Raw genomic sequence first — 22271 nt, 5'->3', positions numbered from 1 at the left:
AGGTGCCCCCCCTTTTTTTTAAATCATTCATTCAATAGAATCTTATTTATCTGATAGCGATTTATGACATAAAAAAACATAAACCGATGAGTCTCGGTTTATGCTTCTGCTTTGTTTTTATTTTTCGGGCGCTGTTCTGGGAAAACATCTTTATGGGAGAGGTTTATCCTGCCCTGTTTATCGATGTCCGTGACCTTTACCAGAATCTCGTCGCCGATTTTAACCACATCTTCGACCTTCTTTACGCGCCCCTTTGCCAGCTTTGATATGTGGACCAGGCCCTCTTTGCCGGGTAGTATCTCTACAAATGCACCGAAATTGGTTATTCTCAAGACCTTGCCCAGGTAGATTTTGCCTACTTCCACATCCTGGGTTATATTTTTAATCATATCCAGCGCTTTTTCACCGGCAACTTCGTTGGGCGCGGCTATATAAATTCTGCCGTCGTCTTCAATGTCTATTTTTACACCGGTCTCGGCTATAATCTTGTTGATCATCTTGCCACCCGGCCCTATAACCTCCCTGATCTTGTCAGGGTCGATCACCGTCGTGAATATCCTGGGTGCGTAAGGTGAAAGCTCGGGTCTGGGGCTCGAAATGGTAGCCAGCATCTTTTCAAGGATGAAAAGTCGCCCCTCTCTTGCCTGTTCAAGAGCATTCTTTAGAATTTCTGCATCGATACCTTTGATTTTGATGTCCATCTGTATGGCTGTAATTCCCCTGGATGTTCCCGCAACTTTGAAATCCATGTCGCCCAGGAAATCTTCGATACCTTGGATGTCGGACAGTATGGTTACCTTGTCATCCTGTTTTATAAGCCCCATGGCAATACCTGCCACCGGTGCCTTTATCGGAACACCCGCATCCATTAAGGCCAGGGTTGAGCCGCAGACACTGGCCATGGACGTGGAGCCGTTGGAACTGAGTACTTCGGAAACGAGCCTTATTGTATAGGGGAAGGTCTCTTCTGAGGGTATCATGGGTTCAAGAGCCCTCTCGGCCAGGGCACCGTGGCCGATTTCCCTTCTCCCCGGCCCTCTGAGCATCCTTGTCTCACCGGTGCTGTATGGTGGGAAATTGTAATGGTGCATGAACCTCTTGCTTTCTTCGAGTTCCAGTCCATCAAGTATCTGGACATCGCCCAGTGCTCCGAGCGTCGCCACCGTTAGGACCTGCGTCTGGCCGCGGGTGAACAATCCCGATCCATGAGTCCTAGGCAAAATTCCTACCTCGCAAGAAATGGGCCTTATATCCGTACTTTTCCTACCGTCCGGTCTTATTCCTTCGTAAGTTATCATGTTCCTTACTTCTTCTTTCAAAATATTGTATAGCACATCCGCTATCTCTTTTTCTTTTTCTGGATAGATATCCTGGAAGTGAAGCAGGGCATCTTCGTTAATCTTTTGCAGGTACACTTCTCTTTCCTGTTTGTCATATATTCTTATGGCTTTCAGGATTTCTTCTCTGGCATACTCCCGTACAGCTTTTTCCAGTTCCGGGTCTATTTCCTGAACAGGAACTTCCATCTTGGGCTTGCCCACTTTTGCTATAATCTCTTCCTGAAATTTCACGATTTTTTTAATCTCTTCGTGACCGAAGAGTATTGCATTTATCATCTCTTCCTCGGTTACTTCGTCAGCTCCGGCTTCGACCATCAAAATGGCGTCTTTAGTTCCGGCAACCACCAGCCTGAGGCGGCTTTTTTCGTATTGTTCGACGGTGGGATTTATTATAAAGTTTCCGTCAACCAGACCCACTGAAACGGCTCCAACCGGTCCTTCAAAGGGAATGTCTGATATGCAAAGTGCTATGGAAGCTCCGTTTATCGCTACCACATCGGGAGTGTTGTCCTGGTCTACCGACAGGATTGTAGCTATAATCTGAATATCGTTTCTAAAACCTTTCGGAAAGAGGGGACGGAGCGGCCTGTCGATAACCCTCGCTGACAGAATGGCCTTTTCGCTGGGCTTTCCTTCCCGCTTTATAAAACCACCGGGAATCTTACCGACGGCGTAGAGTCTTTCCTCGTAATCGACGGTTAACGGTAAAAAATCCACACCTTCTCTGGGCTCTTTGGAAGCGGTGGCCGTAACCAGTACCACCGTATCTCCGTATCTTGCGAGTACCGACCCGTTGGCTTGCTGGGCCAGTTTTCCAGTTTCTATAATAAATGGCCTACCTGCTATCTCTGTCTTGAATACCTCCAAGTAAATTGTTCCTCCTTTCCTTTTATAGAAAAACATAATTTTTATTCTACATCATTGTTATTATTTCCTTCTTTGGCTTTAAAAAATTAAAGCGGGGAATCCCCGCCTTTATTATTTCCTGAGTTCAAGTTTTTCAATGATATTTTTGTAACGCTCCATATCCTTGCGCTTCAGATAATTTAAAAGAGCCCTTCTTTTTCCGACCATTTTCAGCAGTCCGCGCCGAGAGTGATGGTCTTTTTTGTGTATTTTAAGGTGTTGGGTCAGTTGGTTGATCCTCTCGGTCAGGATAGCTATCTGGACTTCTGGAGATCCCGTATCACTTTCGTGAGTCTTAAATTTGTCGATTATGTTCTGTTTAATTTCCTTGTCCAGTGCCACTTGTTTCACCTCCTTTTTGTTCTTAAATCCCCTGTTACCCAGTCAATCGACGGAGGCATCGATTAACCGAGAAAGGGTTCATCGCTGTTTTGCAGCAATTATTATAGCACACAAAAAAGCTGATTACAAGCGCTACATGTAAGGTATTGGTTGTTTTGGTTCTTGCATTTTATCCAGGATGGACCTCGCCTTTAAAAAGTCCTGCTTCACCTGTTGTGCAAGGCTTTTTGCATCCGAAAAAAGCCTTTCATCCCTTATCCTCTCGATAAAGTATACCTCCACCTCTTCGCCATAGATCTGTTCATTAAAATCAAAAATATGAACCTCTAGAGTAGGTTGGCTGTTTGAAATTTTGCTTTTAAATGTAGGTTTTTCCCCCACATTGGCTATACCCTTATAAATTTTCCCTGCTCTCGAAACCAGAACTGCGTAAACGCCGTATGCTGGCATGACGATTTCTGGCGAAAATGAGATGTTGGCGGTTGGAAAGCCCAGCTTTCTGCCTATGGCTTCACCCGCTACCACCTTGCCTTCTATACTGAAGGGGCGTCCGAGTAAAGCTCTTGCTTCTCTCATATCGCCCCGTTCGATCATGGACCTTATTAGAGTACTGCTGACTACCTTTTCCTCATGGGTCACCGGGGGGATTATCAAGGTGTCAAATCCTTTCTCCCTTCCCATCATTATTAACTTTTCCACAGTTCCCCGGCCACCGCTGCCGAAGCGAAAGTCATAACCGACGACGACCAGCTTTGCTTTCAATTTATCGATCAAGACACAGTTTACGAATTCCTCGTAGGACATTTGAGAAAACTTCCTGGTAAACGGTACTACCACGAGGTTTTTTACTCCGTAAGCCTCTATAACTTTCTGTTTCTGTCGCAATAAGGTTATGAGCGGAGATGATTTCTCAGGGCATAGAATTTTTGAGGGATGGGGTTCGAAAGTCACAATAAACGACTCGAGCCCCTTTTTATTAGCCATCGTTACCAGCTCGTCTATTAGTTTCTGGTGCCCTAGGTGGACTCCGTCAAAATTTCCCAGCCCACATGCGGTTGGGGTCTCCGCTAATAATGTATCAAGTTCTCTATAAACTTTCATTAGTTCCTCAACCTCATTGAAAAGATTTTACCACTTTAAGGTAGACATTATCTTCCTGTTTCAGTATTTCTCCAACCCCTAAAAACTTATTTTCTTGATCGTAAATTCTAACATATTTACCGTTTGGTTCCATTGAAATCTCTTCTACGGGGAACAAAGCCCCTCTGAAAAAGGATTTTTGATCTCTCAACCGAATTCTGGTGGAGGGCATAAGGGGGGCAAGAGCTTCATCGACGAGCATGAAGATTTTCCAGGCCTCACCCTGGGATACATACATCTTTATATCCTCCAGAGTAATTGAGCTAGATATGTGAAACGGCCCGAGCCGGGTTCTTATAAGACACGAAAGATGAGCACCGCAGCCCAAAGCCCGTCCAATATCCTCGCACAACGTTCTTATGTATGTTCCACGGGAACAGCTGACCCTAAAAAGCACTCTCGGCTTTTCGTATTTTATAAGCTCCAGAGAGTAAATCTCTACTATTCTGGGTTGTCGCTCAACGGTTATGCCCCTGCGGGCAAGTTCGTAAAGTTTGCGGCCCTTGTAGTGTACAGCTGAATACATGGGAGGTATCTGCTCTATCTTTCCGATAAACCTTCTTAATACTTCGAGTATTGAGGACACATCGACATTAACTTCTTTGGTCTCTAGGACATGACCCAGATTATCTCCTGTATCTGTTGTCGTCCCCAGCGTCATTTCGGCTACGTATTCTTTTGTAGTTTCTTCAAACAATTCCACTGCTTTTGTGGCTTTTCCCACGAAAAGCGGTAAAACCCCGGCTGCGCCGGGGTCCAGCGTCCCACCGTGACCGATTTTTTTAATACCGAGTTGTTTTCTTAAGAAATCTACGACATCGTGAGAAGTCATGCCCGGCGGTTTTAAACAATTAATTACCCCGTTCACTGTAACCCCTCTTTTAAGTATTTATTAACTGACGCAAGGATAAGTTCCTGCGCTTTGTCCAGCGGGCCTTTTACGGTACAACCGGCGGCCTTGACATGGCCTCCGCCGCCGAACTCTTCAGCTATTTTACTGACGTCTACCCATTGGTTAGCCCTAAATCCCACTTTTACCTTCAAATTATCCTGTTCTTTAAAAATTATCGCGACTTCGACACCCTCTATTTCCCTGGCGTAATTGATAAAACCGTCGGTATCTTCTTCCCTTGCCCCCGTTTTTATCATCATATCCTTTGTGACTGTCATGTACGCTAGTTTACCGCCTGCGGATACTTTTAAAGTCCCTAAGACTTCTTTTAACAACATCACCGATTCCAAACTCTTCTTTTCAAAAACTTCTCTATTTACAATATCGGGTCTTACACCAAGTTCCACCAGTTCGGCCAGTACCCTAAGGCACGATGGGGTTGTATTGGAATATTTGACGGAACCTGTATCGGTAATAATAGATGTGTAAAGACAAATAGCGATATCGTAATCGATGTTTATATCAAGGCTCTTCAATAGAAAGTATACCATCTCGCCTACGGAAGAATAGCTGTCATCTACTAAATTCAGGTCGCCGTACATGGAATTGCTCCTGTGGTGGTCGATATTGACAACAAGCGGACATATGTCCCGGAGGTCTCTTTTAAATTCAAGCCTTTCCGAATCGCCTGAGTCCAGGCAGACCATTACTTCAGCCTTATCCACCTCCGGGATAAAGGGTCGCACATTCTGAGACCGCGGCAAGAATCTGTATTTTTTCGGAACTGCATCGTTTATAACCGGCAACGCCCTCTTACCGGCTTTTTCCAGCGCCATAGTAAGGGCCAAAACCGAACCGATAGCATCTCCGTCCGGCATTACATGGGAGGTAACTATAAAAGAGTTGTATTCGGTTAACAGGCTTTTGAATATCGAAAAGTCCATACGGTTAATCCTCATTTCCGCTATAATTGATGTCTTTTAACAGTTTTGAAATGTGGATGCCGTATTCGATGGATTCATCCAACTTAAAATTCAGCTCCGGTATAAATTTCAGTCTTACGCGGTTCGCCAGTTCTCTTCTTATAAAACCTTCGGCGTTCTTTATTCCTTCCAAAGCGTTTTGTTTCACGGATTCCTCGCCGTATATACTGAGAAAGATTTTTGCGTGCCTGAGGTCTTTTGAAACTTCGACTTTTGTCACGGATATTAAGCCCTGAATCCTGGGGTCCTTAAGTTCGTTGTTTATTATCTCACTAACTGCCTTTTTTATCTCACCTGACACCCTGTCGGTCCTGGAAAATTCCACCTTACTGCCTCCCCAGTTCTATTGTTGTTCGACGCGCTTATTTATAAAAGCCTCCAGTACATCTCCCTCTTTCAGGTCGTTAAATTTTTCTATCGCTATACCGCATTCAAATCCACTCATTACCTCACGCACATCGTCCTTAAACCTTTTCAGCGAAAGGATCCTGCCTTCATAGACCACTACGCCCTGCCTGATGACCCTGATGGTGGCGTTTCGCGTTATTTTACCTTCGGTTACATAACACCCGGCAACTATACCCACATTTGGCACCTTAAACAAGGCCCTTACTTCAGCCCTCCCGAGTACCACTTCTCTGTATTCCGGTTCCAGCAACCCTTTCATAGCCGCCTGAATGTCATCTACCACATCGTATATAACCCTGTAAGTCCTGATATCTATGTCTTCCTGCTCGGCCAGCTTTTTTGCGTTGGAATCTGGTCTTACATTGAAACCTATGACTATGGCGTTAGAAGCAGAAGCCAGCAGTATGTCGCTCTCGTTTATAGCACCAACGCCACCGTGGATTATTTTCACCTGTACTTGATCTGTGGAGCACTTTTCCAGGGCCTGCTTCAGCGCTTCAAGAGATCCCTGGACATCGGCCTTTAATATGATGTTTAAATCCTTGACTTCACCCTGTTTTATCTTGTCAAAAAGCCTGTCTAGCGAAACCTTAGGGGTCGCTATAATTTCTTTTTCTCTATGAATTTCCTTGGATTTTTCCGCAATCTCTCTTGCTTCTTTTTCGTTGGATACTACTCTGAGAATGTCGCCCGCGTTGGGTACTTCAGAGAACCCCATTACTTCCACGGGAATAGAGGGACCCGCCGATTTTACCATCTTACCACGGGAATCGAGCATTGCCCTAACTTTTCCATAAGACGAACCGGCTACTATCGCGTCTCCAACTCTCAATGTACCTTTCTGTACTAATACTGTTGCAACAGGACCCCGCCCTTTGTCCAACTTGGCCTCAATTATTACTCCAACGGCCTTTCTGTTATAATTGGCCTTGAGTTCAGCCATTTCAGCAACCAGGAGGATCATTTCCAGTAAATGATCTATACCGGTGCGGTTTTTGGCGGAAACATTGACAAATATAGTGTCGCCGCCCCATTCCTCCGGGATGAGACCGTATTCCGCCAGCTGCTGTTTCACTCTGTCCGGATTGGCGTTTGGTTTATCTATTTTATTTACCGCTACTATAATGGGAACACCGGCTGCCTTTGCATGATTAATAGCCTCTATCGTCTGGGGCATTACTCCGTCGTCGGCGGCAACCACCAGAACGACTATATCAGTGACCTTCGCTCCGCGCGCCCTGAGAGCGGTAAAAGCCTCGTGCCCGGGGGTATCCAGAAATACTATGGTCTTTCCATCTTTTTCTATCTGAGATGCCCCGATATGCTGTGTAATGCCGCCGGCTTCCGACGCCGCCACCTTGGTTTCTCTTATGGCATCCAGGAGCGTTGTCTTACCGTGGTCTACATGCCCCATGACGGTTACCACCGGAGGTCTGGGCTTTAAATCTTCAGGTCTGTCCTGTTCTACTTCCTGCTGGTTTGAAAGTTGCAGCTGGTTTTCTTCTTCAGCTTCATAGCCGAACTCCTTTACCAGCTTTTTTGCCGATTCGAAGTCTATTTCGGCATTTATATTAACCATGAGACCAAAATCCATTAATTTTCTTATTAGTTTAACGGGCTCAATACTTATACGGGTGCCCAGATCCTTGATGCTTATTTTGGGGGGTAGTATTACTTTCTGGACCCTGGGCTTGTTAATTTCCTCCTCTGACTTTCTAGGAAGCTCGGCACTTTTTTGCGCCTCGGTTTTAGGTTTCTTGCCGCCTTTTTCTTCGGAGATCAGATCCATTATCAGCTGAGCCATGTCGTCTTCCAAGCTGCTCATGTGGTTCTTTATGTCCACATCCAGGTCTTCGAGTATGGAAATTAATTTTTTACTGGATATTCCCAACTTTTTCGCCAGTTCGTACACTCTTATTTTCGACAATATACCCCACCTCCGTTGATTTTATCGCGTTGAACCGCTTTAATATCTCTTCTGAAAAACACCGATCGATGACGCCGATAACCTTTCTGCCGTCCCTGCCAATGGATCTGCCCAGAATTTCAGAGTGACCGAAAACTATATAATTTACACCGCGGGACCTGCATAAACTACTGAACCGGTCCCTGGTATTGATTGAAGCATCTTCTGATATTATAACCAGACGAACTTTTCCGGAAAATATTGCCCTTTCCACCGTTTCCTGACCGGACACTATCTTGCCGGCTTTTTGAGCAATGCCGAGTAAAGGTGGAATATCACAGGGCCTCACTCTTAATTAAATCCTCCTTCAATTTTCCTATCGTATCACTGGATACTTCGTGATCCAATGCTTTTGAGAGGCGATCTTCCTTTAGAGCTTTTTCCAGACACTTGGGGTCTTTGCAGAAATAGGCTCCTCTGCCGGAACGTTTTCCCGTTAAATCCAGCTCTATCGAGCCGTCCGGTGTTCTTACAATACGAATAAGTTCTTTCTTGGGTTTCATCTGCCTGCACCCGAGGCACATCCTTTGAGGTATTTTTTTAGGACTCATTTTCATCCCCTCTTGGATCGTTTTTTGAACTCTTTATATCTATTTTCCAGCCGGTCAGTTTTGCCGCCAGCCGTGCATTCTGTCCCTCTTTACCTATAGCCAGAGAAAGTTGTTGGTCGGACACCAGCACGCGGGCGATTTTGCTGTCTTCTTCAACATCTACGCTAAGAACTTTGGCCGGGCTGAGCGCGTTGGAGATATATTCGGCTACATTTTTGCTCCATTTTATGATATCGATTTTTTCTCCCTTTAATTCCTCTACAACAGCTTGAACCCTGGTACCTTTCGGTCCAACACAGGCTCCCACCGGATCTACATTTTCGTCCTTTGAATAAACCGCTACCTTTGTTCTAGAGCCTGCTTCTCTGGCGATACTCTTAATTTCGACAATACCTTCGTAAATTTCGGGGACTTCGAGTTCAAAAAGCCTTTTTACCAGCCCCGGATGAGATCTGGATACTATGATAACCGGTCCTTTGGTGGTTTTTTTAACTTCCAGAATGTATACTTTGATCCTTTCTCCGGGAGTATACGTTTCATTTGGAATCTGTTCGTTAGGAGGCAAAATCACTTCGGTTTTTCCCAAGTCGATAATTACATTTTTCTTGTCAAAGCGCTGGACGGTACCAGTAACCAGATCGGTCTCTCGTCCGGCGAACTCCTCGTAAATTATGTTTCGCTCCGCCTCTTTAATGCGTTGCATTACCACCTGTTTTGCCGTTTGAGCCGCAATACGCCCGAATTTTTGAGGAGTAACCTCTACAGAGATTATATCACCTATTTTGACCAGAGGATTAATTTTTTTAGCATCGAAAAGGCTGATTTCTAGAAGAGGGTCTTTCACGTCTTCTTTAACTGTTTTTTGAGAAAAAACCTTTACTTCCCCCGTTTCGCGGTCTATATTTATTTTTACGTTTTGCGACGTGCCGTAATTTTTTTTATAAGCCGAAACTAGGGCGGCTTCAATGGCCTCCAGAAGTATCTCCTTGGAAATACCCTTTTCTTTTTCGATTTGGTCTAGAGCCTCAATAAATTCTATGTTCATTTTTTCCTCTCCTGTCCATCAAAATTAAATTTAAATTTGAGTTTGGCAGAGGATATTTTTTCAAAGGGTATATTTATTATTGAAGAATCAACCTTCAATACCACTGTCCCATCTTTATAATCCATAAGCGTGCCCGTAAAGGCCTTTTTCCCCGATAAGGGTTCGAAGGTCTTAATTTCCACCTCGGAACCAATGTACTTTAAAAAGTCTTTTTCTTTCTTTAACGGCCTTTCAACGCCGGGCGACGACACCTCCAGTATGTAGCTATGGGGGATCGGATCTTCTATGTCCAGACGCCGGCTTATTTCCTCGCTCACTTCCTGACAATCGTCAAGAGTTATTCCCCCCGGTTTGTCAATGTAATAGCGAAGATACCAGGAACCTGCCTCCTGCACGAACTCCACGTCCACCAGTTCAAAGCCCTTGTCGTTTATCACTCGTTCTCCGATATCCCATACCTTTTTCAAAATTTGACTTTTTTGCATTTACATCCACCCTTTTGAAATGATTTATTAATATGAAAGAGTGGGATTTAACCCACTCTCGACGCTACAATTCTAATATTTCCTTGATTATTATAACATATGTTGATTTTTATTACAATATTTAAAAAAGACTTATCTGATTTGTTTCCTGGAGCCCGTTCAGTACCCCGTTCTGGCGGAGGATTTCCACCACATTTCTCGTCACTCTGGTGCGCATCCTAAGGTCCTCGACGGAGGCAAATTCGCCCTTTTGCCTCTCATTGTATATACTCTGAGCCGCCGAAAGTCCCAGGCCCGGTAAAGCGGTAAGAGGGGGGAGTATACCGTCTTTCGTGATTATGAATTTGCTGTAATGTGATTTATACAGATCGATCGGTATGAACTGGATTCCCCTCATATACATCTCGTTGGCCACTTCCAGAATCGTGAGGAGGTTCTTTTCTTTCGGCGTTGCGCTCTTTTCCTTTTTATTTATTTCTTCAATTACTTCTTTTATTTTTTTGGGGCCCTGAAGTATAAGTTCCGCGTCGAAGTCATCGGCTCTAACAGTAAAATAGGTGGCGTAAAAGGCTTCGGGGTAGTGAACTTTGAAGTAAGCTATCCTGAAAGCCATTATAACGTAGGCTACCGCATGAGCTTTGGGAAACATGTACTTTATCTTTTTACAGGAATCTATAAACCATTGTTCAATCCCGTTTTCTGTTAAAATCTGCTCCTCTTCCGGTTTTAACCCCTTGCCCTTTCTAACCCTTTCCATTATGTTAAAAGCCACTTTATGGTCAATGCCTTTTTCTATCAGGTGTATCATTATATCGTCGCGGGTTGCAATCACTTCTTTTAGAGTAGCCACCTTATTTTTTATTAAGTCCTGGGCGTTGTTAAGCCATACATCGGTGCCATGGGAAAGACCGCTTATCCGGATCAGTTCCGAAAAAGTCGTGGGTCGCGTCTCCTCTAGCATCTGCCTCACGAACCTGGTTCCGAATTCGGGGACTCCCAGCGTTCCTACAGTAGTTCCCACATCTTCAAGTTTCAATCCCAGAGGTTCCAGGGAGGAAAATATCGCCATTGTAGCTCTGTCATCCAGCGGAATTTTCTTTGCGTCAATACCTGTCTCCTCTTCAAGCATTTTTATAACCGTAGGATCGTCGTGGCCCAGGAGGTCAAGTTTCAATAATCGCTCGCTTATTGAATGGTAGTCGAAATGGGTGGTGATGACTCCGGATTCTTTGTCGTCGGCAGGGTACTGAATAGGTGTAAATTCAAATATCTCCTTGTCTTTCGGAAGGACCATCAATCCGCCCGGGTGCTGGCCGGTGGTACGCTTTACACCAGTGATACCTGCAGCCAGGCGCTTTATCTCATACTCGGACGCCGTTACCTTTTTTTCTTCAAGGTAAGCTCTCACAAAGCCGTAAGCAGTCTTTTCCGCGATGGTGGAAATGGTGCCGGCACGGAATACGTTGTTCTTACCGAACAGTTCTTCAGTATACTTGTGGGCGATTGGCTGGTATTCTCCTGAAAAATTAAGGTCGATATCCGGCACCTTGTCTCCCTCGAAGCCCATGAATACTTCAAATGGGATGTTATACCCGTCCTTTTTCATGAGGCATCCGCAGGTCGGGCAATTTTTATCGGAAAGGTCAGGGCCCACAATTCCTTCGACATTATCAGGGAAAATAGAGTTTTTGCACTTTGGGCACAGGTAGTGCGGCGGCAGGGGGTTGACTTCCGTAATGCCGCACATGGTCGCCACCAGGGATGAGCCTACAGAACCCCTGGAGCCAACAAGATAACCGTCGTCCAGCGATTTTTTGACAAGTTTGTGAGCTATAAGGTATATAACCGAATACCCGTTACTTACTATCGAATTCAGCTCCCGCTCTATTCTCTTTTTTACGATTTCCGGAAGTTCTTCACCGTAAATTTCTTTGGCCCTGCTATAGGTCATGTTTACGATCTCTTCATCGGCTCCTTCGATTTTGGGAGGGTAAAGTTCATCGGGGACCGGTTTTATTCCGTCTTCTATTTCGTCGGCGATGCTGTTTGGATTTTCGATGACCACTTCTCTGGCAGCTTCCTCGCCAAGGTATTGGCATTCATTCAGCATCTCTTCGGTGGTCTTCAGGTAAAGCCCCGAACTGATATCATTATCCTTATATCCCTGGACCGTCAGCAGAATTTTCCTGTAAGTCTCATCCTCTGGATTCAAAAAGTGCACATCACCGGTAATAACGACGGGTTTATTGTACATTTTGCCCAGCTGGTAAATCTTTTTATTTATCTCCTGTAGTTTCTTCTCGTTTGAAAGTATGCCTTTTTCTATCAAGAAGTTGTTATTCTGCAAGGGTTGAATTTCCAGAAAATCGTAAAAAGATACTATCCGCTTTATATCCTCACAGGAGCGGTGATGGATCAAACTCTGAAATAGTTCTCCCGCCTCGCACCCCGACCCCACAATAAGCCCATCTCTGTATTTTTTCAGGAGGCTTTTAGGAATGCGTGGATTCCTGTAAAAATATTCCAGATGAGAAATCGACACCAATTTATAAAGATTCCTCAATCCCTGGTTGTTTTTAACGAGTATAATAGCGTGATACGAATTGAGATACTGGGCGGCCTTTTTATTAACGCGATTTATCATAGAAAGGTCATCTATTCCTTGTTCTTTCAGTTTCTTCAGCAACTCGATAAGTATCAATGCGGCCGTGTTGGCGTCGTCGTCAGCCCTGTGATGTCTTCCCATATTTATGTTAAATTTTTTGGCTATGGTGTCTAGGCGGTGGTTCTTAAGTTCGGGAAAAATAAGAGCTGAAAGATTTAATGTATCCATTACTTTATTGTTAAATTCTATACCAAATCTTGCGCAATCTCTTCTAATAAAACCCGAATCGAATTCCGCGTTGTGGGCGACGAAAATATCATTGCCGATAAAACGCAGGAAATCAGACATTACGTCTTTAATGGGTGGTGCTTGACTGACCATGGCGTTGTTAATCCCCGTTAAGTTGGTTATATAAGGAGAAACAGGTCTGCCGGGGTTGACGAAAGAATGAAACCTATCTACGATTTGTCCTCTGTAAACCTTAACTGCACCTATTTCAATTATTGCATCCGTATCTAAAGACAAACCGGTGGTTTCAATATCGGTGACGACGTATACAAAATCATCGATGTTTCCTTCGGGAGGTTCGGTCATTACTGGATATTCATCGTCGAATACATAGGCCTCCACACCGTATATCGGTTTGAGCCCGGCGGCTTTTGCGGCTTCATAAACCTCGGGAAAAGACTGGACTACCCCATGGTCGGTAAAGGCCACGGCTTTATGACCCCAGTGTTTGCACAATTCTATTACTTCTTTTGGGGAACAAACCGCATCCATGGCGCTGTATCTTGTGTGAAGGTGTAACTCCACCCTTTTCTCACTGCTGTTGTCCGACCTCATAGGTTTTGGTATTATCTTAATGTCATGAGGTATTAATTCCAATTCTTCGGAGTAGCTGTTCTTTTCCACCCGGCCTCTGATTTTTACCCAGATTCCTTCTTGAATTCTTTCCACTGCGCATTTTTTATCGTTTGATGCAAAGATTTTTACTGCTAGGGAACCCGAACCATCGGTCAGTCCGAAAGTAACCAGTTTGGTATCGTTTTTAATTTCGCGACAGGCTACTTCAAAAACCCGCCCGTTCACGATTATTTCTTTAGCCTCGCCGGCGATTTCCTTTAATGAAACCGGCTCGCCCTCCACATCCCTCCCAAAAATCAGGTCCGCGGAAGTATAGTCCTCCAAGGGGGCTTCTGTTTTAACCTCATCGCTGCTAAGTAAAGCTTCAACCAGCTGCCGGTCTTCTTCGGATATATCGTAATACTCTACCTGTTCTTTTTCTTCAAATGAAACTTTCAGGTTAATGCCTAGTTTTTGAAAAAATTCCTCAATTATGCGGCTGCACTTTTTTTTCTGAAGGTACTCGATTCCGTTTTTCTCAATATAAATAAATAGAGTACCTTTATCGTACTCATATGTGCAGTTAAGCATCCATATTCTTGCGGAAGCCACCTTTCTAAAGAGATTTTTCAAACACTCAGCCCATTTTTCCTGGATAACTTCAGTGGCATCCTCCGATGCGCACAGACTTTTCCCTGAAAAACACAAGTTTATCGCGCAACAGCCTTTAAGTTTTTCCTTTAATTCCTCCCGAACTTTAGAAACCAAATCTTGAGATAGATCTTCCTCCGACGAAAGCTCTATTTTTATTGTTCTCTCGTGGGTACTTACGGCTACTTTTTTCACAGCCGTTTTTTCCAGCAACTGCTTTTCTTTATCGCTAAATTTTGATAGATCAAGCAGTATACCCAACCTGGTCATAAATATCCCCCAGTTTACACTTCAATACTATAAATTCCCTCTGTTTGAGAAAGTCGTGTGATCACTTCATCCAGCTTTACGTTTGACGGCAGCCGCAGTAAAAGCACGATAACCACTCTGCTACCTTCCGTACTTTCAATCCTTATTTTTTTTATGCTAACCCCCATCTCTCCCAGGATTGTGCCTATTCTTCCTATCTGGCCTGGCTTGTCGTCGACGACTAGAGACAGGGATTGCAGCAGCTTTTTTCCAACTATAAAGTTTTCAATTCGCGAAAGGGATATGAGGGTCACGAAGGTGAAGAAGGTGGCGGCGATTGCGGCCAAATAAAATCCGCTGCCCACAGCGAGGCCGATTGAGCCCACGGTCCAGAGGCTGGCTGCGGTGGTCAATCCCCTCACCGTTGGGCCTACTCTTATGATGGTTCCTGCCCCTAAAAATCCGATACCGCTTACCACCTGGGCGGCAATGCGAGCTGGATCCAAGGTTGTGAGCGCGCGGTACTTTTCAAACATGTATATGGAAACCAGCATCGTCAGAGTAGAACCAGTACAAACTAGAACATGGGTCCTGAATCCGGCGGGCCTATTGACACTCTCCCTTTCTATACCGATTATACCTCCCAGCAGTATTGAGAGAAAAAGTCTCAAAATTATTTCCGCTTGAGTTAGCCCCACTTAAAACACCTCTAGCTTCAATTTCAGTATGCAGAATAATATATCCCAGTACATCTTCATGCGGGCCAACCCACCCATTATCAAACCCCGCTTTTCCTCCTTCATAACATGGGTCAGATCCTTCAGTATCACCGGTTGTACCTTTAAATTTTCTCTTTTCGCCAGAATGGTAAGGGCCATCTCGAGGCCGTAATCTTTAATGCCGTACCCATCCAATTTATCGAAAACCCGCCGTTGGACGGCCCGTTGACCCGATAAGAAAGGGGCTATTTTTTGCGCGAGGTCTGTAGCTCCTCTACCGTTTTTAAAAATTCCCACGGTCATGTCGGCGTCTTCTTCCAAAACAGGCCTTAAAAGATCGGAAACGTGTTCTCTTTTCAGGCCGATCAAATCGGCGTCCAAAAGAAGTATTACGTCTGCGTCGGTACTTTTTACACCATGCATGACGGCACTGACTTTTCCGCTGTTTTGCGTAAGTTCTATAACTCTAACGCCGCAGCTTTTGCCTATGGAAGCAGTATTATCAGTGGAACCGTCGCTCACCAGGATGATTTCATCGATGAACTCAATTGATTTTAAAAGTCGGAGTATATTTCCCACGGTCTTTTCCTCATTGTAGGCCGGGATCACAACCGCTACCGGCATTAAGATCTCCCTTTCTAAACAGTTTAGCAAGAAAAATGTACCACAGTTGTTATAAAAATTCAACACCGGCTTCCAGGTTGAAAGTTCAACATCTCGCATACCTTCTCTGTTATTCTGTCGAATTCAACTTCGACCATTTCTCCGGTTCGCCGGAGTTTTATTTCTGCCACACCTTTTTCCAGGGATCTGGGTCCTATAGTTATCCTGATGGGAAATCCCAGCAGTTCCGCGTCTTTAAATTTCACCCCCGGACTTTGAGGCCTGTCGTCGATAATCGCCGGGATTATTTTATTGAGCTCCTCATAGACCTTTATCGAGCGGTCCAGCTGCCTCGCATCTTTAGTGTTGACGGGGATTACGACGACTTTATACGGCGCTATAAACTCGGGCCAGATTAAGCCATTATCGTCGCAGTGCTTTTCTGCAATGGCGAGTATTAAATTTTCAAGGAAAAAGGCAGCAGCCTCTATTTTTTTACCTTCGCAGACTACTTGTTTCCATTCAGCCACTTCTATACCCGACCCGGCATTCAGCGGTTTTCCGCAAGCGGGACAGGGATCCCCTTCCGCCGTCTCTTTTATATCCGCCAGTATGTCGATTCGAAAATCTCGCCCGGGATTTACGTTAATGAGATGATAATCTTTTTCATTAGCTCCCGTTACTACGTTATTCATGCCGGCAATTTCTGTATCGGCAATTATCTTAACTCCAACTAAGCCGCAGGGCCCTGCAAAGCCGTGTGGAGCTCCCGTTAACCGCTCAACGGTTTCGACGTTGGCCAGGTCAAGTTCATGCGCGCCGAGTGCCACTTTCAATTTTTTCTCATTAACACTTCTCGAACCCGGAACCAGAGCGGCAAAAAAGACCTCTCCGCCGTCTATGAGCGCTCTATATATCATCGTCTTGATGGTATCTTCGGGCTTTACACCGAGAAAGTCGCACAGATCTTTTATCGTCCTTTTATCTGGAGTGTAAACTTTTTCGACGGATTTTTCTTCTCCGGGGCGAGCAGCTTTATGAGGATAATTTAAAGGGAAATCACCGGTGGTCGAGTACCTGCAGGCAGGGCAGTTAAAGAATTCAAGAGGAGCCCCTTGCGACATTACCACTTTTGATATTTTATTCTCAGCCCTGCCCACATCCACCACATCCAGGCAGTATTTTTCCAGTATATGGTTAATCGTGTGGTTGATAGTATCCGGGCTTTCACCGATCTGGTACATGTCTAGTTGGAGCCCGCCGGAAGAGAAACTATAAAAAAATAGAGGTAGCTGTTTTGGTGAAGTTACCTCTTTTTGTAAATCCATGCAGGAAGGGCGTTTTTGTACTACCTCCCTGAAGCCCGATGACTTCAAATACCCTTCTATCGACTCCACTATATTCCGCAGTACCTCAACACCCAGCGTAAAAAAAGTCAAAGTTTCCCCCGTTCGCAAGATACCGCTCTGGTAAAGGTAACTTGCCGCCCGACCGGTTATCCCGGCCGGGAGGTTAAACAATGTGGTTGGAAAAATTTCGGTCATCCTCATTTCGCATTACCTTCCATCAATAGGATTTTGCAAAGTAAACCATTTTTTTAGCCTCTTTTCCGCAGACCACACATTTATCGGAAATTTGTTCCTGGTCGAAGGGGATACACCTGAGGGTTGCACCGGTCTCTTCCTTTACTCGTTTTTCACATTCCCCGCTGCCGCACCACATGGCTTTCACAAACCCTTTTTTGTTCTCTATAATGTTTTTCAGTTCTTCAAAATTGAAAGCTTCTCTCGTATTATCCTCCATGAATTTCCTGGCTTCTTTGAACATGTTCGCCTGGATATCATCGAGTAGGCCGGTCAGATAAGGTATTAAATCCGCTTCCTTTACGGAAATTTTTGCCCCGGTATCCCTTCTCACCAGCAGTACCTGATTTTGAGCTAAATCTTTGGGCCCTATTTCGAGTCTTACCGGGACACCTTTCATTTCCCATTCGTTGAACTTCCAGCCGGGCGTATATTCGTCGCGGTCATCCAGTTCGACTCTAAAGTAATCCTTGAGGGTTTGGTAGAGCGACCTGGATTTTTCGAGAATCTCTTCTTTTTGTTGGCCGAAAATGGGTACTATCACCACCTGGATTGGTGCAACCCTCGGCGGGAGCTTAAGGCCTCTGTCGTCCCCGTGGGTCATTATAATCGCACCTATCAGGCGAGTCGTCACCCCCCATGAAGTCTGCCAGACGTACTTCAGTTTGCCGTCCTGGTCCAGAAAAGTAATGTCAAACACTTTTGAAAAATGCTGTCCCAGATTATGAGACGTTCCGGCCTGTAAGGCCTTACCGTCGCTCATCATAGCCTCTATGGTGTACGTCCTTAAGGCGCCTGCAAACTTTTCGTTCTCCGATTTTCTGCCTTTTATGACTGGTAGTGCTAGTTCATTTTCGACAAAGTCGCGATAAACTTCGAGCATACGCAGTGTTTCTTCCTCGGCGTCCTCCTCGGTCCTGTGAGCGGTATGCCCTTCCTGCCACAAAAATTCGGCGGTTCTCACAAAAGGTTTCGTGCTCTTCTCCCACCTAACCACACTGCACCACTGGTTGATAAGAACAGGCAAGTCCCTCCAGGATTTTATCCATTTCGAGTACATGCTGCATATGATAGTCTCGGAGGTTGGGCGAACGGCTAGGCGCTCTGCCAGTTCCTCCTGGCCTCCGTGGGTCACCCAGGCCACTTCCGGGGCAAAGCCCTCCACGTGTTCGGCTTCTTTTTTGAGCAGTGATTCCGGTATAAAAAGAGGGAAGTAAGCGTTTTTGTGACCTGTTTCTTTAAAACGACGGTCTAAAAGTTTTTGCATATTTTCCCAGAGAGCGTAGCCGTATGGTCTTATCACCATACAGCCCCTGACCGGAGAATAGTCAGCCAGTTCGCCCTTTAGGATAACGTCCACATACCATTGAGAAAAATCCTCCGACTTCGCCGTAATCTCCTTGACGTATTTATCTTCCATAATCACTTCTCCTTCCGAAAAAATTTATTAAAAAAACCTTCGCACCGAAGGGGCGAAGGTTTTTCGCGGTACCACCCTGCTTAAAAAAGCAAAGCATAAAAAGTACTCATTTAGATAACGGTACATTTGACCGGCCGTTTCCGGCAGACTCCGGAGGTGGGTTCAGAAGCTTCCGATGGCGGGCCTTTCAGCCGGTGGGACCGCTCTCTTTTCATCGGGTGGACTTCTTACTGGCCTCCATCAACGCCTGTTATTAGTATTATTTTATTTTAAGTTATTTTATCAGATATGTCTTTTATTGTCAAAGGGACCTTACTATAAGTTAGTAAATAGGGATAACCTGTACAGAAATAAAAGCTATTGAACAAAGCTATTATGACGCATTACAGTTCAATCAAAAACGCTTTCATATATGAACCACGTATAAATCCTTATCAGTAGGCATATTATTGTCACCAATGAAAATAATATTTTTGTTTCATAAAATACAGGGCTAATGAAATGCATTAGTACACTCAATAAAGATCCAATTATAATTCCGATATCGGAAACATTTCCGTTTATAGGAACATTGCTTAAGAAAAGGTTATTTTTTACTGCCTTACTATAGCATTCATTGTGGTATGCTGATAAAGTAAAAAAATAAAACGCTACCACTAAATCATCCTTGCTTTCAATTAGCCCTCCGCAATGTTCACATAATAAAATATTTTTACCTTCCATATACATTCCCCAATCCATTCAAATCGGAACCTACAATCGAAACATCTTCAAATTCGTAAAGGAGTAGGTATTTCTTTTTTAATTTAAAATTAAGAATTAATCTACTAAGTTTTATATTATCTTCTTCACCCGAAGCTTGAATTGGCTTTTTAAAACCATTACTGCTGTAATCTTCCAAGAAATACACATATACACTATACTTATTATCTAAATATGAAATATTATATTTAATATTCCCCAATCCGGCTTTCTTTGCCATATCAAAAACTCTCTTTATTTCTAATAACTTATCCTTTTCTTTGTATTCTAAAACACTACCGGTTTCTATATCATTTAATATCTTTCTTAAATATTTCTCAGGAGTTGATTTTGTTGAATAGACTGTAAATATTAGTAAAAAAGCATTGATAAATAGCAGCAAAAATAGTAATTTTATAAAAACAGGAATTCTTCTATTCATTGTAGTATTATCCTTTCAAATCTCAAAATGTTATTAAACAATGATGAATCTATGGAAATATAAACAATACCATGCAAAATCATGAAAATAAGTAAAAATGACGTCTTTGGATTCTTCTGAAATCATGCATGAAAAAAATATAATGCTCCCAATCATTCTTTTTTATTATAATCAGCTCTCAAAATATTGTGAGTAGAAAAGTATTGTCCGTTTAAGTCCAAAATACCGGCGTATTTTATTTATCTTCCTCCAGCATTTTGTGTATCTCCGATATCAGGACCTCAACCGCTTCGCTTGCAGGTACTGTTTTTAGTATGCGCCCTTTTTTAAAGACAGCTACCCTACCGGTACCGCCGGCAATACCGATATCGGCTTCCCTGGCTTCCCCCGGACCGTTCACTATACAACCCATAACGGCCACTTTGATAGGTCTTTTTATATCTTTCAGTTTATCCTCAACTTCCCTTGCCATACCTATCAGATCTATTTCGCACCTGCCGCAAGTCGGACACGAAATGAGATTGACTCCGCTTTCGATCAAGTTCAAACTTTTGAGTATTTCTTTGCCCGCCCTGACTTCATCGACAGGATCGCCGGTCAGCGATACTCTAATAGTATCTCCTATTCCTTCGTAAAGCAGTATCCCTAACCCGACCGAGGATTTCACCGTGCCCGAAAATTTAGTTCCCGCTTCGGTTACCCCGAGGTGAAAAGGATAATCCACCTTCTGCGCCAGTAGCTCATAAGCTCTTACGGTGGTTAGCACATCGGAAGACTTTATCGAAATTACGATATCGCCAAAATCAAGCCCTTCAAGGATGCTTACATTCCTCAAAGCGCTTTCTACCAAGGCTTCGGCGCAAGGGGCCCCGTATTTATCCAGTATGTCCCTTTCCAGTGAACCGGAGTTCACCCCTATCCTTATAGGAATGCGTCTTTCGCGGGCGGCTTCAACCACCTTTCTTATCCTGTCCAGCCCTCCTATGTTACCGGGATTTATTCTCACTTTATCGGCTCCGTTTTTTACTGCCTCCAGCGCCAGCCGGTAATCGAAATGGATGTCGGCCACCAGCGGAATGTGGATATTTTTCTTTATTTCGGCTATAGCTTCGGCCGCCGCCGTGTCAGGTACGGCAACGCGCACTAGGTCACATCCTGCTTCCTCAAGAGACAGAATCTGATTGACAGTGGACCTGACGTCATGGGTTTTTGTATTCGTCATCGACTGGACGGTGACTGGAAAATCTCCCCCTATGCCGATCCCGCCCACATATACCTTTTTTGTCCTCCGCCTTTTTATTAAATACTTCTCTCTCACTTTGTACTCCCCTCATATGCCTTTACATGTATAATCTCACAAAATCCCTGTAGAGCACAAAACCCATCAATATCATGAGCAACGCAAAACCAATAAAGTGAATCAGCCCTTCTTTTTCCGGATCCACTGGTTTTCCCCTGAGGAATTCCACTACAAGGAAAATCAGGCGGCTCCCGTCCAGAGCTGGTATTGGTAAAAGGTTTATAAGCCCCAGGTTTATGCTTATAAATGCGGTGAGATATAGAACGTTAAAGATGCCAACCCTTGCAGCTTCGCCTACCAGGTGTACGATACCCAAGGGGCCGACCAGATCAGCTACCCCCTTTCCCCCCACTAATTGAGGGATTGAGGTGAAAATCATGCTCGATATCCACAGCGTTTTCTGAATACCCGACATTAGGCTCTGCAGAGGAGAATATCGGATGATCACTGATTTAATACCAATTATACCCCTTTTCGTATCAGGGTCCACCAATGACTTGACGTTAAAAGCCATTTTCCTGCCGTCTCTTAAAACTTCCACTTTCAGCGTCTGATTAGGCCTCTGGCTTATTAGGCTGACTGTTTCATCCCACGAGCCGACTTTGCGGTCATCGACGGCTAATATGACGTCCCCGTCTTCAATTCCGGAAATGTCAGCAGGCGAACCAGGTATCACTGTAACCTTTGTAGTGGCTACGCCGGCAAAAAATCCTATTACTGCTATCAGAATTACAGCCAGCACCAGGTTCATCATGGGGCCGGCAATTATCACCGCCATTCTCGCTGGGACCGATTTATTGCTGAAAGCTCTAGGGTCTTGCGTTTTCTCGTTCTCACCTTCCATTCTCACATAGCCGCCCAGAGGCAACACGCGGACGGAATACAGGGTTTCGCCTTTCTTTACCGAGAATACGCCTGGTCCGAAACCCAAACTGAACTCATTTACCTTTATACCACACAATTTTGCTGTTACGAAATGGCCCAATTCATGAAAAAATATTAGGGCGCCGAAAACTATAATGGAGACTATTAAAGTGTACAATTTTTTTCACCTTCC

The 22271-nt window shown here is 44.4% G+C and carries 19 protein-coding genes; all 19 read right to left on the bottom strand.

Annotated elements, in window-relative coordinates:
* Positions 1-98 precede the first annotated feature (98 nt).
* Positions 99-2243, bottom strand: a complete 2145-nt coding sequence (locus LZ11_RS06680) for a polyribonucleotide nucleotidyltransferase (protein ID WP_148867127.1) — start codon at positions 2241-2243, stop codon at positions 99-101.
* Positions 2244-2318: 75 nt separating this feature from the next.
* Positions 2319-2582 carry a 30S ribosomal protein S15 gene (gene rpsO / locus LZ11_RS06675; RefSeq protein WP_342782604.1) on the bottom strand — a complete coding sequence of 88 codons (264 nt, stop codon included), beginning with the start codon at positions 2580-2582 and terminating at the stop codon, positions 2319-2321.
* Positions 2583-2720: 138 nt separating this feature from the next.
* Positions 2721-3689, bottom strand: coding sequence for a bifunctional riboflavin kinase/FAD synthetase (locus LZ11_RS06670; protein WP_148867125.1), 969 nt, complete (start codon positions 3687-3689; stop codon positions 2721-2723).
* Positions 3690-3702: 13 nt separating this feature from the next.
* Positions 3703-4596 carry a tRNA pseudouridine(55) synthase TruB gene (gene truB / locus LZ11_RS06665; RefSeq protein ID WP_148867124.1) on the bottom strand — a complete coding sequence of 298 codons (894 nt, stop codon included), beginning with the start codon at positions 4594-4596 and terminating at the stop codon, positions 3703-3705.
* Positions 4593-5564: a DHH family phosphoesterase gene (locus LZ11_RS06660; protein WP_148867123.1), complete on the bottom strand. Its 972-nt coding sequence runs from the start codon at positions 5562-5564 to the stop codon at positions 4593-4595. The genes truB and LZ11_RS06660 overlap by 4 nt, the downstream gene beginning before the upstream one ends.
* Before the next feature lie 4 nt (positions 5565-5568).
* Positions 5569-5928: a 30S ribosome-binding factor RbfA gene (gene rbfA / locus LZ11_RS06655; RefSeq protein WP_148867122.1), complete on the bottom strand. Its 360-nt coding sequence runs from the start codon at positions 5926-5928 to the stop codon at positions 5569-5571.
* An 18-nt stretch (positions 5929-5946) separates the two neighbouring features.
* A complete protein-coding gene (infB, locus tag LZ11_RS06650) occupies positions 5947-7938 on the bottom strand; it encodes a translation initiation factor IF-2 (RefSeq protein ID WP_148867121.1) in 1992 nt (663 codons plus the stop codon).
* On the bottom strand, positions 7886-8266 hold the full coding sequence (locus LZ11_RS06645; RefSeq protein ID WP_148867120.1) for a L7Ae/L30e/S12e/Gadd45 family ribosomal protein: 381 nt from the start codon (positions 8264-8266) through the stop codon (positions 7886-7888). Before LZ11_RS06645 ends, infB begins: the two co-directional genes overlap by 53 nt.
* Positions 8253-8528, bottom strand: coding sequence for an RNase P modulator RnpM (rnpM, locus tag LZ11_RS06640; protein ID WP_148867119.1), 276 nt, complete (start codon positions 8526-8528; stop codon positions 8253-8255). Before rnpM ends, LZ11_RS06645 begins: the two co-directional genes overlap by 14 nt.
* On the bottom strand, positions 8518-9573 hold the full coding sequence (gene nusA, locus LZ11_RS06635) for a transcription termination factor NusA (RefSeq protein ID WP_148867118.1): 1056 nt from the start codon (positions 9571-9573) through the stop codon (positions 8518-8520). Before nusA ends, rnpM begins: the two co-directional genes overlap by 11 nt.
* The gene (gene rimP / locus LZ11_RS06630; protein ID WP_148867117.1) at positions 9570-10058 is read right to left on the bottom strand and encodes a ribosome maturation factor RimP; all 489 of its coding nucleotides are present in this window, start codon (positions 10056-10058) and stop codon (positions 9570-9572) included. The genes nusA and rimP overlap by 4 nt, the downstream gene beginning before the upstream one ends.
* 121 nt (positions 10059-10179) lie before the next feature.
* Entirely contained in the window at positions 10180-14427 is a 4248-nt protein-coding gene (locus tag LZ11_RS06625) for a PolC-type DNA polymerase III (RefSeq protein WP_148867116.1), read from the bottom strand.
* Positions 14428-14441: 14 nt separating this feature from the next.
* On the bottom strand, positions 14442-15104 hold the full coding sequence (locus LZ11_RS06620) for an MgtC/SapB family protein (RefSeq protein WP_148867115.1): 663 nt from the start codon (positions 15102-15104) through the stop codon (positions 14442-14444).
* Positions 15105-15749, bottom strand: coding sequence for a glycosyltransferase family 2 protein (locus LZ11_RS06615; protein ID WP_148867114.1), 645 nt, complete (start codon positions 15747-15749; stop codon positions 15105-15107).
* A gap of 59 nt (positions 15750-15808) precedes the next feature.
* Complete coding sequence (locus tag LZ11_RS06610) at positions 15809-17278, bottom strand: proline--tRNA ligase (protein WP_148867113.1); 1470 nt, start codon at positions 17276-17278, stop codon at positions 15809-15811.
* A 16-nt stretch (positions 17279-17294) separates the two neighbouring features.
* Positions 17295-18731: a proline--tRNA ligase gene (gene proS / locus LZ11_RS06605; RefSeq protein WP_148867112.1), complete on the bottom strand. Its 1437-nt coding sequence runs from the start codon at positions 18729-18731 to the stop codon at positions 17295-17297.
* A gap of 712 nt (positions 18732-19443) precedes the next feature.
* On the bottom strand, positions 19444-19914 hold the full coding sequence (locus LZ11_RS06600) for a hypothetical protein (RefSeq protein WP_148867111.1): 471 nt from the start codon (positions 19912-19914) through the stop codon (positions 19444-19446).
* A 235-nt stretch (positions 19915-20149) separates the two neighbouring features.
* Positions 20150-21232 carry a flavodoxin-dependent (E)-4-hydroxy-3-methylbut-2-enyl-diphosphate synthase gene (ispG, locus tag LZ11_RS06595; protein WP_148867110.1) on the bottom strand — a complete coding sequence of 361 codons (1083 nt, stop codon included), beginning with the start codon at positions 21230-21232 and terminating at the stop codon, positions 20150-20152.
* 22 nt (positions 21233-21254) lie between these two features.
* Positions 21255-22256 carry an RIP metalloprotease RseP gene (gene rseP / locus LZ11_RS06590; protein WP_148867109.1) on the bottom strand — a complete coding sequence of 334 codons (1002 nt, stop codon included), beginning with the start codon at positions 22254-22256 and terminating at the stop codon, positions 21255-21257.
* Between the last annotated feature and the right edge of the window lie 15 nt (positions 22257-22271).

The sequence above is a fragment of the Thermosediminibacter litoriperuensis genome (assembly GCF_008124715.1).
GTDB classification, from domain to species: Bacteria; Bacillota; Thermosediminibacteria; order Thermosediminibacterales; family Thermosediminibacteraceae; genus Thermosediminibacter; species Thermosediminibacter litoriperuensis.
This window is presented reverse-complemented; position numbering and strand designations above follow the sequence as displayed.